The sequence below is a fragment of the Achromobacter sp. GD03932 genome (assembly GCF_029839485.1).
Classification (GTDB): Bacteria; Pseudomonadota; Gammaproteobacteria; order Burkholderiales; family Burkholderiaceae_B; genus Achromobacter; species Achromobacter bronchisepticus_A.
The window spans coordinates 129803-143594 of the sequence record NZ_JAOCAT010000020.1 but is presented as its reverse complement, the minus strand read 5'-3'; the positions used below and the strand labels follow the sequence as shown (position 1 = coordinate 143594).

The following is a 13792-nucleotide window of genomic DNA, read 5'->3' as shown; positions in this document are numbered from 1 at the left end:
CACGAAGGCGCGGCCGTTCAGGTGCCGCACCGCGCCCAGCTCGCCGGCTTCGACCATGAAGTCGTCCTGCCCGCAGAGCTTCTTCAACGCGCTGGCCTCGGCGCCGGTCTCGATCAGCGTGCGGCCCGACAGCACCACCGTCTTGCCCGCGGCGCGCAGGTCGCGCGCCAGCTCCATCCAGTCCTCGGCGCGCAGCTCGTGCCTGCGGCTACAGACGGTTTCGCCCACGTAGATGATGTCGGCGGGGCCATCGGCCAGCGACGCGTAGAAATCCAGCGTGTGCTGGCGCGGCCAGTAGTACTGCAACGGTGCGACCGATATCCGGTACGCGCTAGGTTTCATTTCCATGGACGTTCGAATGCGCCTTGCGTGACTTGGGAACCCTCGGAATGGCGCGCCAGCATGGCGTTCCATTCGGGACGGGGCGAAAAGCGGGAAGCGTCCGCATGCGCGCTGTCCAACGCGGCGCGCAAGGTCGACACCACCTGGGTGACATAGGCCGGGCTGCGCTGCCGCCCTTCGATCTTGACGGCGGACACGCCCATCTCCGCCAACCGTGGCAACAGGCCGATGGCGTTCAGGCTGGTGGGTTCCTCCAGCGCGTGATCCGCCTGGCCGTCCACATCGAAGCGGCCCTTGCACAGGGTGGGATAGGCGGCGGGTTCGCCCGGTTCGTAGCGGTCGATCAGGATGCCGTTCAAGCGCGCATCCATGCGGCCGTTCTCTTCCGACCAGCGCACGGCATGCGCGGGCGAACAGACGCCCTTGTTGTTGGGAGAATCGCCGGTGGCGTAGGACGACAGCAGGCAGCGGCCTTCGGCCATGACGCACAGGCTGCCGAAGCCGAACACCTCGACCTCGACGCTGACATTGGCGCAGATGCGCGCGATCTCCGCCAGCGTCAGCACGCGCGGCAGCACCACGCGGCGTATGCCGAACTGTTCCTTCATCAGCTCGATGGCGTCAGCATGCGTGGCGGAACCCTGCACCGACAGGTGCAGGCGCAGGTCCGGATAGCGGTCGCTGGCGTAGGCCAGCAGCCCGGCGTCGGCCATGATGACCGCATCGGCGCCCAATCCATAGGCAGCGTCGACGGCGGCGCGCCATTCGGGCGCCCGGCCGGCCTGCACAAACGTGTTGATGGCGAACAGCACTTGCCGTCCGCGGCTGTGGGCCAGCTCGACGCCGGCGCGGATATCGCTTTCGGTGAAATTGAGCCCGGCGAAGTTGCGGGCATTGGTGGCGTTCTTGAGCCCGAGGTAGACGGTGTCGGCGCCGGCATCGATGGCGGCCTTCAGCGCGGCCAGGCTGCCGGCGGGGGCCACGAGCTCCATGGGAGAGGTTCGAGTTTCCATGCCGGCCAGTCTATGGGGCCACCACGCCCCTGGCCTTGTCGCAGATCAAACGGCCCGTGCCGAATGCCGCATGCCGCCCTATTCTTCCGTGTACAGGCCGTGTTCGACCGCGTACACCGCGACCTGCACCCGGCTGGTGAGGTTCAGTTTCTTCAACACGTTCTGCACGTGGATCTTGACCGTGCTTTCGCTGACGTCCAGTTCGCGCGCAATCACCTTGTTGCTGGCGCCGCGCGCCAGCCATTGCACGATTTGGGTTTCGCGCGCGGTGAGGCGATGGCGCTCGGCGCTGCCCCCTGGCTGCGGCGCTTGCGCCGCCAGGCTGGCCTGGCCGCGGAATTGCTCGACCAGCTTGGCCGTCATGCTTTCGGCGATGACCGGCTCGCCGCCCGCCGCGCGGCGGATCGCGGCGGTCAGCGCCTCGGCGTCGATGTTCTTGACCAGATAGCCGCGGGCGCCGTCGCGCAGCGCCTGCCCCAGTTCGTCGGCCTCTTCCGACACCGTCAGGATGATGACCGCGCACGATGGCAATTCCTGCGTCAGCAGCTGCAGCGTTTCCAGCCCCGACAGGCCCGGCAGGTTGAGGTCCAGCAGCACCACGTCCGGCTTGAGTTCCTTGGCGCGTTTCAGGCCTTCGACGCCGTCGCCGGCCTCGGCCACGACCTCGAAGTCGGGCTGGCGTTGCAGCAGCAGGCGCACGCCCGAGCGGAACAGGGTGTGGTCGTCGACGAGGAGTATACGGATGGGCATGGTCGGAATATTCAAGCGGCCTGGCGTTCGCTGCCGGGCAAGGTCAGCGCGACGCGCGTGCCGGCGCCGGGCTGTGATTCAAGTTTTATCACGGCGCGCATGCGCGCGGCGCGTTCGCGCATGATGTGCAGGCCCACATGCGATTCGCCGCGTTCGGCCACCTCGGCGGGGTCGTACCCTTGGCCGTCGTCGGCAATGACCAGGCTGAAGTCGCGGTCGTTGGCGACGTCAATGCGCACGTGGCTGGCTTCGGAATGCTTGCGCACGTTGGACAGCGCTTCCTGCAGGATGAAGAGCACCTGCAACTGCTCGTCGGGTGCCAGCGGCGCGCCCGCGCCAGGGCCGAAGCGCAGCTCGGTTTCGATCCCCGTCTGCCGCCGGAACCGCGCCACGGTGTCTTCGATACCGGCCTGCAGGTCGCCCTGCGACAGCTTGGTGCGGAAGTTGGTCAGCAGTTCGCGCACGTCCTGGTAGCTTTCGTCCACGCCGGTACGCAACAGCGGCAGGATCTCGTCGATCTCCGCCTGGTCGCCGCGCTTGACGGCGGCGTCCAGCATCTGCAATTGCAGGTTCAGGAAGTTCAGGCCCTGCGCCAGGCTGTCGTGCAGCCCCTGCGCCACCAGTCCGCGTTCGCGCACCACCGCCAGTTGGCGCGCCTGCGCGCTGAGGCGGCGGTTGTCCAGGGCCACGCCCAGATGCTGGCCCAGTGTTTCCAGCAACTGCGATTCGGCCGGTGACAAGCGGCGCTGCTGGCGGAAATGCAGGGAATATGAACCCAGCACCTCGTCGCGCGTGACGATGCGGAACACGGCCACGCTGGCAAAGCCGTCGCGCTGGCAATTCAGTTCCATGGCCGGCGGCGACTCGCGGAAATCCTGGATGACGATGACCCCAGCCTGCCGCGTGGCGACGCCGCAATAGCAGTCGTTCACACGCATGCAATGCTCGGACTCGACCAGTTCGTCCGACAGCCCCACCGACACCATCAGGTTGAGCTTCTCGTTGTTGGGATCCAGCGCCCGGATGCTGCCGCCCTCGGCGTCGAACTGCAGCATCACGCGCCGCAAGAAGCCGTCGCACAGCGCCTCGATCTCGTTGGGCTGGTTCAGGAAGGCAGCCATGTCGTAGAGCGCGCCGATGTCGCGGTTCTGCGCGGCCAGTTGCGCGGTCTTTTCTTCCACCCGCCGCTCCAGGCCGGTGTACAGATCCTGCAATTCATCGGCCATGCGGTTGTAGCCGCGCGCCAGCACGCCGAACTCGTCCTGGCTTTCCACCGGCAGCCGGGTGCTGAATTCCCTGGCCGCCATGCGTTGCAGGCCATCGCGCAGGCGCAGTACCGGCGAAATGATCCAGAGGTAAAGCAGGTAGATCATTGCCAGCGTGCCGGCGCTGGCGATAGCCGCCAGCACGCCCTGCGACAACCGCAGCGAGGTGGTCTTGCCGGCGTTGTCCTGTTCGATCATGCGCACCAGCGTGTCGGCCCGGGCCACGAATTCCGGCAGGGTCTCCAGATAGGTGGCGGCATCCGGCTGGGCCAGGGCGCGCGTGGCGGCCGGCTTCATGATGTCGTACCAGTAGGCGGCCACGTCATGCCATTGCTTGCGGATGGCCTGGTCGTTGGGAATGAACAGCGGGCGCGCGGGGTTGCCGCGCGCCAGCCGCGCGATGGTGTCGTCCATGAGCAGGACCTGCTCGTTGGTGCGGAACTCGCGTCCGGCCTGCGGCCGCATCAGCTCCACCGCCACGCGGTTGGCCCGCATGCGCAGGCTGCCCGTGTCGTTGATGGCCGCGCCCGCGCCTTCCAGCTGCCAGGACAGCCATAGCGTCCAGCTGACCATGGACAGCACCACCACCAGCGCCACCAGGGAGCTGATGACGATGCGCGTGGACAGGCGATGCCAGGGCGAAGGCAGGCCGTCGGCTGGGGCGGCGGTATCGGTGGGCTTCATGGCTTTCAACGCGGTCTTGCTGGAGGAATGCTGCGGCTTCCAGTGTAGCCGCAGCGCCTCTTGTTCCGGAGCCACGCCCTCAAGCCAGCCCCAGGGTGCGGCAAATGAAATCCGCGACTTGCGCCGGCTCGTTGACCGGCAGGCAGGGCAAATCGGTATCCAGCGGCGCGTCGGTGGCCACCGCCAGGAAACTGCTGTCTTGCGCATGCAGGGGCGGCTTGCCCAAGGTAGGCCGGTACACTTCGATGCGCGGGATCGCGGCCTGCTTGAAGCCTTCGACCAGCACCAGGTCGGCCGGCGACAGGCGCGCCAGCTGCTCGTCCAGCGTGGGTTCCGGGGCGTCGCGCAACTCGTGGACGATGGCGTAGCGGAACGGCGAGGCCACCATCACCTCCAGGGCGCCCGCCTGGCGGAAGCGCGCGCTGTCCTTGCCGGGCGGCTCCATCTGGAAATCGTGGTGGCTGTGCTTGATGACGCTGACCCGCAGGCCGCGCGCGGCCAGCAGCGGCAACATGGCCTCGATCAGGGTGGTCTTGCCGCTGCCGGAACGGCCGGCGATGCCGAAAACTGGGGTCATGCAAGCTCCGTGAACAATGGGCATACGATGGGCAGGAATCCGTCCGCCCGCGCCGAGTATGCCAGCAAAGCGCCCGCCACCAGGTCGAAGTACCAGCCATGCAGGGTCAGGCTGCCCGCCTCCACCGCGCGCCGCACAAAGGGCAGGTCTTCCAGATTGCGCAGCGAAATCAGGATCGAGGCCTGCTCGCAGGCGCGACGGCGTTCGGCCGCGGTCGCCTGCGGCATCTGCTGCAGCACCTGCCTGCGGGCCGGTTCCGCGATGTCCATCCAGCGCTCCAGGTAGTCGGTCTCGCCGTCGCCCCGGGTGCGCCGGTCCATCAGCGCCCGTATGCCGCCGCAGTGGGCGTGGCCCAGCACGATGATGCGGCTGACCTGCAACTGCTCCACCGCGAACTGTATCGCGGCCAGCACGCCCTGCAGGCCGCGGTCGGTGCTGGCCGGCGGCACCAGATTGGCGACATTGCGCACCGTGAAGATGTCGCCGGGGTCGCAGCCCAGCAGCATGGCCGGATCCACCCGCGAATCGCAGCAGCCCACCAGCAAGGTGCTGGGGTGCTGGCCTTCGCAGAGATTGCGGTATAGCGATGGCGCGTCCTCGTAGTACTGCTGCTGAAAGCGCTGGAAGCCGTCGACCAGCCGTTCGATGTCGCGCATGTCAGCCTCCCGTCTGCGCCATGAAGCGCACGATGCGTTCCGGACGGGCCACAAAATCGTGGCGTTCCGGCTTGGCGGCGATGCCGGCCCGGATCGCCTGGATCAATTCGGCGTCGCTGGCGCCCGCGCGCAGCAGGCGGCCCAGCGGCACCTGGTCTTCCTGCCCCAGGCACAAGTACAGGGTGCCGTCCACGCCCAGCCGGACGCGGTTGCAGCTCGCGCAGAAATGGCGCGACATGGGGGTGATCACGCCCAGCACAGGCGTCCCATGGCCCGTGGTCCAGTAGCGCGCCGGTCCCGCGCCCGCCCCGCCCAGGGCGGGAACCAGGCCGGTTTCGGCGGCCAGCCGTGCTCCCAGGGCATTCAAGTCGGTGTGGGCGTAGCCCTGGCCGCAGCTGCCCATGGGCATGGGCTCGATCAGGCGCAGCACGAAGCCCTGCGCCACCGCGTAATCCAGCAGCCTGCGCACTTCGGCCTCGGGCGTGGCCGCATGCACCACACTGTTGAGCTTGATGGGCGCAAAGCCCGCCTGCTTGGCCGCCGCCAGCCCGGCCAGCACCGACTCCAGGCAATCCCGGCCGGTGATCTGGCTGAAGGCGGCGGCATCCAGCGTGTCCAGGCTGATGTTCAGCCGGTCCACGCCCGCGGCGCGCAGGTCGTGCGCGTGGCGCGCGAGCTGCGTGCCGTTGGTGGACACGGACAGATCCTTCAAACCGGGCATGGCGGCGATGACGCCAGCCAGACCTGCAACGCCGCGGCGCAGCAGCGGCTCGCCGCCGGTCAGCCGGACCTTGCTCACGCCCAACCCGGCGAACAACCCCACCAGCCGCGCCATCTCGTCGTGGCGCAGCCAATTCGCGGGGGTTTCGAATCCTTTGAAATCCTTGGGCAGGCAATAGCTGCAACGCAGGTCGCAGCGGTCCGTGACCGACACCCTCAGATAGTCGATGCGGCGGCCATGGCCGTCCACCAGGGGTCCCGCAGCCGGCTCGTCCATCATGCGGCGCTCCCGCTGTAGACGCGCTCGGGCTCTTCGCCCTGCAGGTCTATGCCCTGGATGTCGGCGCGTTCGACCAGCAGCTTGGCGTACTGGCGCCAGGCCGTATCGCGGCTCATGGACGACAGCGCGGCGGCGATCTGTCCGGCCACATGCTCGTAGGGTTGCATGCGGCCTTCGATACGCCGCGTGACGCGCACGATATGCAGACCGTGGCGGGTTTCCAGCAACTGCGGCAACAGGCCCCCCGCGGGCAGCGCGAACACCGCCCGCTCGAATTCCGGCACCGTGTCGCCGCGGCCCAGTTGGCCCAGGCTGCCGCCCACCGCGGCGGACGGGCAGTTCGATTGTTCGCGCGCCACCTCGGCGAAGCGCGACGGATCTTCCATCAACTCCGCCAGCACGGCGTTGCCATGGGCCCGCAGCATGTCCAGGTTCACGCCCGGCGTGACCTGGAACAGGATGTGGTCCGCCTCGATCAGCTCGCCCGCCATGAAGCGTTGCGGGTGCATCTGGTAGAAGCGGCGGCAGGCGGCCTCGTCGGCCTCGGGCGCCGGCGCCTCGCGGGCCAGCAAGGCGCCGATGGCGCCCTCCTCGTCCGCGGGGTCCAGGCCCAGCCGGCTAGCCTCGTCCAGCAGCACGCGGCGCAGCACCAGGGCGGTGATCGCCTCGCGCATGGGATTGCCGGCCTCCGCATGCAGCGGCAGTTCGCGTTCCAGATCCGCGTCGTTCAGTTCGACGCCATTGACGATGACAGGCATGGTCGGCTCCTGGGACAGGGAATCAGCGCGGACGGACCAGCTGCCAGGCGCGGCCCAGATAGCCCACCGAGGCGAAGCCGCTCCAGACGTGGACCAGGCGCGTGAACGGAAAGATCACGAACAGCGTGAGGCCCATGAAGAGGTGCGCCTTGAACAGCAGCGGCACGTCGGCAATATGGCTGGCCGCGTCGCCCTGGAAGGTGACGATGTGCTGCGCCCAGGTCATCAGGCGCACCATCATTTCACCGTCCATGTGGCCGGCCGACAGCGCGATGGTGGACAGGCCCAGCAACAGCGTGACCAGGATCCACAACAGCAGCAGCTTGTCGCCGGGCCGCGTGGTGGCGCGGATGCGCGGGTCGCTCAGGCGGCGATGGATCAGGATCAGGAGGCCGATCAGGCACAGCCCGCCCATGACGCCGCCGGCCACCATGGCCACGGTCTGCTTCAGGCTGTGCGACACGCCCAGCGTGTCCCACACCACCACCGGCGTCAGCAATCCGGCCAGATGCCCGAAGAACAGGCCCAGGATGCCGACGTGGAACAGGATATTGCCCAGCCGCAGTTGCCCGCGGTGCAGCAGCTGCGAGCTGTCCGTCTTCCAGGTGTATTGCTCGCGCTCGAAGCGCACGAGGCTGCCCAACAGGAAGATCGTCAGCGCGATGTAGGGATAGATGCCGAAGAAGAACTGATTCAGGGAGTTCATGATGCGTCGTCCTGAAGATTAATGAGCCGCGGGCGCGCGGGGATAGAAGCGCACGGTCTGCGCGCCATCGCCCGAGAACGGCCGCAGCAGCGGTTCCACGCCGTCCGCGCCTATGCCGAACGTTTCCATCGCCTCGTCCATGTCGCGCACGGGCGCCTCGGTCTGTTCGCGCGGAATCACGCGGGACTGGGCGCGCAGCACCGCGAAGATGCAGGCGTAGGAGCTTTCGCCCTTGGCCAGGCGCGCGCCGATGGCGGCCAGCACGTGGATGGCATCGTCCAGCAGGTCCTGCGCCTGGGCCGGGTCGATGACGCCCAGGAACTCCAGGAACAGCGGCACATGGTCAGGCAGCTCGGACACCACCGGCTCGAAGCCGTGCTCGCGGTAGGTGTCCAGCAGGTCCACCATGGCCTGGCCGCGGTCGCGGCTTTCGCCGTGCACGTGTTCGAACAAGTGCAGCGAATGCGAGCGGTTGCGGTCAAAGGTGGCGACGTAGTTCTCCTGCAGCGCGATCAGGTCGTTGGTGGCCAGGTAGCCGACCAGCGGCTGCAGGGTTTCCTCTGCGTCGGGATAGTCGGCCAAGGCGGTTTCGACTTCACCCAGCGCGTCCAGCAGCTCGGGTTCCGGGTAGCACAGCAAGGCGGAAAGCAGGCGGTAAAGACTCATGGTTTTCTCCTTTCCTAGGCCGAAGCGGCCTTCTTGCGGGATTTCGGCATCTCGATGAAGATCTCGCTGCCCTGGGGCTTGCGTCCGAACAAGGTGCCTTCCGACACCCCGCCGGAGCAGCCGTTGCCGAAGGTGAAGCCGCAGCTGCCCTTCTCGTTGAAGCTGTCCTCGACGACTTCCTTGTGGCTGCTGGGTACCACGAAGCGGTCTTCGTAGTCGGCGATGGCCATGATCTTGTACATGTCCTGCACCGTGGCCTCCGTCAGCCCCACCTGGTCCAGCAAGGCCGTGTCGCGTTCGCCATGCACCGTCTCGGAGCGCTTGTAGGCGCGCATGGCCAGCATGCGTTCCAGCGCCTGCACCACCGGCGCTTCCTTGCCCGCCGTGAGCAGGTTGGCCAGGTAGCGTACCGGGATGCGCAGGCTGGAGACGTCGGGAATCATGCCGCTCTTGCCCACCGTGCGGCGCGGCATCTGGCCGGACTCGGCGGCCGTCTGGATGGGCGACAGCGGCGGGATGTACCAGACCATGGGCAAGGTGCGGTATTCGGGATGCAGCGGGAAGGCGACGCGCCACTCCACCGCCATCTTGTAGACCGGCGATTTACGCGCGGCCTCCAGCCAAGATTCCGGGATGCCCTGCTCGCGCGCGGCGGCAATCACCTCGGGCGAATGCGGGTCCAGGAACAGGTCGAGCTGCGACTGGTACAGGTCCTGTTCGCTGGCGGTGGACGCGGCATGCTCGATCTGGTCGGCGTCATACAGCATCACGCCCAGGTAGCGGATGCGGCCCACGCAGGTTTCCGAGCACACCGTGGGTTGGCCGGCTTCGATACGCGGATAGCAGAAGGTGCACTTCTCGGCCTTGCCGCTGCTCCAGTTGTAGTAGATCTTCTTGTACGGGCAACCCGAGATGCACATGCGCCAGCCGCGGCACTTGTCCTGGTCGACCAGCACGATGCCGTCGTCTTCACGCTTGTAGATGGAACCGGACGGGCAGCTGGCGACACAGGCCGGGTTCAGGCAGTGTTCGCACAGGCGCGGCAGGTACATCATGAAGGTGTTCTCGAAGGTCGAGTACATCTCCTTCTGCACGCCCTCGAACAAGGCGTCGCGGCTGCGCGCGCTGAATTCGCCGCCCAGGTCGTCTTCCCAGTTCGGGCCCCAATGGATCTTGTCCATTTTCTTGCCGGTCAACACCGACACCGGACGCGCGGTGGGCGGCGTCTGCGACAGCGGCGCCTTTTGCAGGTGCTCGTAGTCGAAGGTGAACGGCTCGTAGTAGTCGTCGATCTGCGGCAGGTTCGGGTTGGCGAAGAGGTTGGCCAGGATGCGCAGCTTGCCGCCCTGGCGCGGTTCCAGCTTGCCAGCGGCGGTACGCTTCCAGCCGCCCTTCCACTTCTCCTGGTTCTCCCATTCCTTGGGATAGCCGATGCCGGGCTTGGTTTCCACGTTGTTGAACCAGGCGTACTCGACGCCGTCGCGGCTGGTCCAGACGTTCTTGCAGGTGACCGAGCAAGTGTGGCAGCCGATGCACTTGTCCAGGTTCAGCACCATGCCGATTTGGGCGCGTATCCTCATGATTGCTTCTCTTCTTGTTGCGTTGCTTCAACCAGCGGACCTTCGAGCCAGTCCACCTTCTTCATCTTGCGCAGCACCACGAATTCATCGCGGTTGGCGCCCACGGTGCCGTAGTAGTTGAAGCCGTAGGCCTGCTGGGCGTAGCCGCCGATCATGTGCGTGGGCTTGAGCACCGTGCGCGTGACCGAGTTATGGATGCCGCCGCGCTTGCCGCTGGTTTCCGCCCCAGGCACGTTCACGATCTTTTCCTGCGCGTGGTACATCAGGCACATGCCCACCGGCACGCGCTGGCTGACCACCACCCGCGCCGTCAGGGTGCCGTTCACGTTGAAGACTTCGACCCAGTCGTTGTCGACCAGCCCGGCCTGCTTGGCCTCGGCTTCCGAGATCCACACGTGAGGACCGCCGCGGCTCAGCGTCAGCATGCGCAGGTTGTCCGAGTACGTGCTGTGGATGCCCCATTTCTGGTGCGGCGTCAGCCAGTTCAGGACCAGTTCCTTCTCGCCGTTCGGGTAGCGGCCCAGCATGGGCGCAACCGTCTTGGTGTCGATGGCCGGCTTGTACACGCAGGAGCCTTCGCCGAAGTCCAGCATCCAGCGGTGGTCCTGGTAGAACTGCTGGCGGCCGGTCAGCGTGCGCCATGGAATCAGCTCGTGCACGTTGGTGTAGCCGGCGTTGTAGCTGACCTCTTCGCTTTCCAGACCCGACCAGGTGGGTGCGGAGATGATCTTGCGCGGCTGCGCCTGGATGTCGCGGAAGCGGATCTTGTCGTGCTCGCGGCCGATGGCCAGGTGCGCGTGGTCGCGTCCGGTGATCTTGCCCAACGCTTCCCAGGCCTTGACCGACACGTGGCCATTGGTCTCGGGCGCGAAAGTCAGGATCATCTCGGCCGCATCGATGGCGGTGTCGAGCTTGGGCCGGCCCTGGCTCACGCCCGGCTCGGTCACGGCCTCGTTGATGCCGGCCAGCTCATGCACCTCGTGCTCGGTGTTCCAGTTGATGCCCTTGCCGCCGTTGCCCAGCTTGTCCAGCAGCGGCCCCACCGAGGTGAACTTGCGGTAGATGTCGTTGTAGTCGCGTTCGACCACCGTCATGTTGGGCGCGGTCTTGCCGGGAACCAGGTCGCATTCGCCCAGCTTCCAGTCCTTGGGTTCGAAAGCCTGGCCCAGTTCTCCCGGGGTGTCGTGCATCAGCGGGGTCAGCACCACGTCACGGCGTTTGCCCAGGTAGGGGCCGCCGATCTCGCTGAACTTCTTGGCCAGCAGCTTGTAGATCTCCCAGTCGGTCTTGCTTTCCCACAGCGGCTGCACGGCTTCGCTCAGCGGGTGGATGAAGGGGTGCATGTCCGACGTATTGAGGTCGTCCTTTTCATACCAGGTGGCCGTGGGCAGCACGATGTCGCCATACAGGCAGGTGGTGCTCATGCGGAAGTCCAGCACCGTCAGCAGGTCCAGCTTGCCTTCGGCCGCGTCTTCCTGGTAGGTCACCTCGGTGGGCTTGATCGCTTCCGCTTCGTCGCCGAACACCGCGTTCTGCGTGCCCAGCAGGTATTTCAGGAAGTACTCGTGGCCCTTGCCGCTGGAGCCCAGGATGTTGGAGCGCCACACGAACATGTTGCGCGGGAAGTTGGCCGGGTCGTCGGGGTTCTCGCAGGACATGCGCAGTTCGCCCGACTTCAGCTGTTCAGCCACGTAAGCCACCGGGTCCTTGCCCTGGCTTTCGGCCTGCGCCACCACGTCCAGCGGATTGGTGCGCAATTGCGGCGCCGACGGCAGCCAGCCCATGCGCTCGGCGCGGGCGTTCAGGTCGATCATGCTGAGGTCGCCATAGCGGCCACGGTCCGCCGTCGGGCCCAGGATTTCCTGGACGTTCAGCTTTTCATGGCGCCACTGGCTGGTGTGCGCATAGAAGAACGACGTGCCGTTCATCTGGCGCGGCGGGCGGACCCAGTCGGCGGCGAAGGCCAGCGGCGCCCAGCCGAACTGCGGGCGCAGCTTTTCCTGGCCCACGTAGTGCGCCCAGCCGCCGCCGCTCTTGCCGACGCAGCCGCACATCATCAGCATGTTGATGATGCCGCGGTAGATCATGTCCATGTGGTACCAGTGGTTCAGGCCGGCGCCGACGATCACCATGGACTTGCCTTCGGTGTCGTGGGCGTTCTGCGCGAACTCGCGCGCCACCTGGATGACCTGCGCGCGCGGCACGCCGGTGTGCTTTTCCTGCCAGGCGGGCGTGTAAGGCACGTCATCGTCATAGGAGCTGGCGACGTTGCCGCCGCCCAGGCCGCGGTCCAGACCGTAGTTGGCCATCTGCAGGTCGTACACCGTGGCCACCAGGGCCTCGCTGCCGTCGGCCAGGCGGATGCGGCGCGCAGGCACATTGCGCACCTGCAGCTCGCCATGCTCGCTGCCGAAATACGGGAAACCCACGCCGACCACGGCGTCGGACTGATCCAGTAGGCTCAGCGCGGGTTCGATCTCGCGGCCGCTGCCGCCGTCCTTGGACTCCAGGTTCCAACGGCCGACCTTCTCGCCGCCGTTGACCGCGCCCTCGCCCCAGCGGAAACCGATGCTGCCATTGGGTGCGACCAGGTCGCCTGTCTTGGCGTCCAGCACCAGCGTCTTCCAGTCGGGGTTGTTCTGTTCGCCCAGGGCGCCGTCCAGATGCGAGGCGCGCAGGAAGTGGTCCGGCGCGTGGAAGCCGTCGCGCTCCTTCAGCAGCACCAGCATGGGCATGTCGGTGTAGCGGCGCACATAGTCGCGGAAGTATTCCGATGCGCCGGACAGATGGAATTCCTTCAGGATCACATGGCCCATGGCCATGGCGAGCGCGGCATCCGTGCCCTGCTTGGGCGCCAGCCAGATGTCGCCGAACTTGACCATTTCGCCGAAGTCGCTGGACACGGCCACCGTCTTGGTGCCCTTGTAGCGGACCTCGGTGTAGAAGTGCGCGTCGGGCGTGCGGGTCTGGGGCACGTTGGAGCCCCACACCATCAGGTAGGTCGAGTTGTACCAGTCGGCCGATTCCGGCACATCGGTCTGTTCGCCCCAGATCTGCGGGCTGGCGGGCGGCAGGTCGCAGTACCAGTCGTAAAAGCTCAGGCAGGCGCCGCCCAGCAGGCTGAGATAGCGCGCGCCTGCCGCATAGCTGACCATGGACATGGCCGGGATCGGCGAAAAGCCGATCACGCGGTCGGGGCCGAACTTCTTGATCGTGAGCGCGTTGGCGGCGGCCACGATCTCCATCGCCGTGTCCCAGTCCGCACGCACGAAGCCGCCCAGTCCGCGCACGGCCTTGTAGCGCTTGGCGCGCTTGGGATCTTGGCTGATCCATTCCCAGGCCGCGATCGGGTCCATGGTCTTGCGCGCCTCGCGCCACATTTCCATGAGGCGGCCGCGGATCATCGGATACTTCACGCGCTGCGCCGAGTAGACGTACCAGCTGTAGGAGGCGCCTCGCGGACAGCCGCGGGGTTCATGGTTGGGCAGGTCCGGCCGCGTGCGCGGGTAGTCGGTCTGCTGGGTTTCCCAGGTGATCAGGCCGTTCTTGACGTAGACCTTCCAGGAGCAGGAGCCGGTGCAGTTCACGCCGTGCGTCGAACGCACCACCTTGTCATGCTGCCAGCGGGCGCGGTAGGCGTTCTCCCACTTGCGGTCCTCGTTGACCGTTTCGCCGTGACCGTCCGCGAAGGTGGATTTCACCCGCGACATGAACTTCAAGCGGTCCAGAAAATGGCTCATTCTCTATTCTCCAAGAGCGCCGGCCCCGCCGGCGCGTACTGCGATCGATGCTGTT

Annotated in this window: 11 protein-coding genes and 1 pseudogene; all 12 read right to left on the bottom strand. The window is 66.6% G+C overall.

The annotated features are described in order from the left end of the window. A pseudogene (locus tag N5C88_RS19430) lies at positions 1–342 on the bottom strand (U32 family peptidase); the annotation flags it as partial. Continuing rightward, positions 339–1355 (bottom strand): peptidase U32 family protein, encoded by a 1017-nt coding sequence (locus N5C88_RS19425; protein ID WP_251880320.1) that lies wholly within the window; start codon positions 1353–1355, stop codon positions 339–341. The pseudogene N5C88_RS19430 and the gene N5C88_RS19425, both read right to left, overlap by 4 nt. A 78-nt stretch (positions 1356–1433) precedes the next feature. Next, positions 1434–2105 carry a response regulator transcription factor gene (locus tag N5C88_RS19420; RefSeq protein ID WP_054454724.1) on the bottom strand — a complete coding sequence of 224 codons (672 nt, stop codon included), beginning with the start codon at positions 2103–2105 and terminating at the stop codon, positions 1434–1436. 11 nt (positions 2106–2116) lie between these two features. Continuing rightward, positions 2117–4054 carry a type IV pili methyl-accepting chemotaxis transducer N-terminal domain-containing protein gene (locus N5C88_RS19415; RefSeq protein ID WP_059379689.1) on the bottom strand — a complete coding sequence of 646 codons (1938 nt, stop codon included), beginning with the start codon at positions 4052–4054 and terminating at the stop codon, positions 2117–2119. Between the two features lie 79 nt (positions 4055–4133). Next, a complete protein-coding gene (gene mobB, locus N5C88_RS19410) occupies positions 4134–4631 on the bottom strand; it encodes a molybdopterin-guanine dinucleotide biosynthesis protein B (RefSeq protein ID WP_280016032.1) in 498 nt (165 codons plus the stop codon). After that, on the bottom strand, positions 4628–5287 hold the full coding sequence (locus tag N5C88_RS19405; protein WP_059379687.1) for a carbonic anhydrase: 660 nt from the start codon (positions 5285–5287) through the stop codon (positions 4628–4630). The genes mobB and N5C88_RS19405 overlap by 4 nt, the downstream gene beginning before the upstream one ends. A gap of 1 nt (position 5288) precedes the next feature. Then, positions 5289–6287 carry a GTP 3',8-cyclase MoaA gene (moaA, locus tag N5C88_RS19400; RefSeq protein WP_118931948.1) on the bottom strand — a complete coding sequence of 333 codons (999 nt, stop codon included), beginning with the start codon at positions 6285–6287 and terminating at the stop codon, positions 5289–5291. Next, complete coding sequence (locus N5C88_RS19395; protein ID WP_118931947.1) at positions 6284–7045, bottom strand: peptidylprolyl isomerase; 762 nt, start codon at positions 7043–7045, stop codon at positions 6284–6286. Before N5C88_RS19395 ends, moaA begins: the two co-directional genes overlap by 4 nt. A 22-nt stretch (positions 7046–7067) precedes the next feature. Next, entirely contained in the window at positions 7068–7751 is a 684-nt protein-coding gene (gene narI, locus N5C88_RS19390; protein ID WP_059379684.1) for a respiratory nitrate reductase subunit gamma, read from the bottom strand. A gap of 18 nt (positions 7752–7769) precedes the next feature. Next, entirely contained in the window at positions 7770–8417 is a 648-nt protein-coding gene (gene narJ / locus N5C88_RS19385; protein ID WP_280016031.1) for a nitrate reductase molybdenum cofactor assembly chaperone, read from the bottom strand. Between the two features lie 14 nt (positions 8418–8431). Next, on the bottom strand, positions 8432–9997 hold the full coding sequence (narH, locus tag N5C88_RS19380; protein WP_059379683.1) for a nitrate reductase subunit beta: 1566 nt from the start codon (positions 9995–9997) through the stop codon (positions 8432–8434). Further along, entirely contained in the window at positions 9994–13737 is a 3744-nt protein-coding gene (locus N5C88_RS19375; RefSeq protein ID WP_280016030.1) for a nitrate reductase subunit alpha, read from the bottom strand. Before N5C88_RS19375 ends, narH begins: the two co-directional genes overlap by 4 nt. Between the last annotated feature and the right edge of the window lie 55 nt (positions 13738–13792).

What these genes read in the sequence shown, in the direction of transcription:
- N5C88_RS19425 (WP_251880320.1), bottom strand. Translation starts at nt 1,355, where the DNA reads ATGGAAACTCGAACCTCTCCCATGGAGCTCGTGGCCCCCGCCGGCAGC.
- narH (WP_059379683.1), bottom strand. Translation starts at nt 9,997, where the DNA reads ATGAGGATACGCGCCCAAATCGGCATGGTGCTGAACCTGGACAAGTGC.
- N5C88_RS19420 (WP_054454724.1), bottom strand. Translation starts at nt 2,105, where the DNA reads ATGCCCATCCGTATACTCCTCGTCGACGACCACACCCTGTTCCGCTCG.
- narI (WP_059379684.1), bottom strand. Translation starts at nt 7,751, where the DNA reads ATGAACTCCCTGAATCAGTTCTTCTTCGGCATCTATCCCTACATCGCG.
- narJ (WP_280016031.1), bottom strand. Translation starts at nt 8,417, where the DNA reads ATGAGTCTTTACCGCCTGCTTTCCGCCTTGCTGTGCTACCCGGAACCC.
- moaA (WP_118931948.1), bottom strand. Translation starts at nt 6,287, where the DNA reads ATGATGGACGAGCCGGCTGCGGGACCCCTGGTGGACGGCCATGGCCGC.
- mobB (WP_280016032.1), bottom strand. Translation starts at nt 4,631, where the DNA reads ATGACCCCAGTTTTCGGCATCGCCGGCCGTTCCGGCAGCGGCAAGACC.
- N5C88_RS19375 (WP_280016030.1), bottom strand. Translation starts at nt 13,737, where the DNA reads ATGAGCCATTTTCTGGACCGCTTGAAGTTCATGTCGCGGGTGAAATCC.
- N5C88_RS19415 (WP_059379689.1), bottom strand. Translation starts at nt 4,054, where the DNA reads ATGAAGCCCACCGATACCGCCGCCCCAGCCGACGGCCTGCCTTCGCCC.
- N5C88_RS19405 (WP_059379687.1), bottom strand. Translation starts at nt 5,287, where the DNA reads ATGCGCGACATCGAACGGCTGGTCGACGGCTTCCAGCGCTTTCAGCAG.
- N5C88_RS19395 (WP_118931947.1), bottom strand. Translation starts at nt 7,045, where the DNA reads ATGCCTGTCATCGTCAATGGCGTCGAACTGAACGACGCGGATCTGGAA.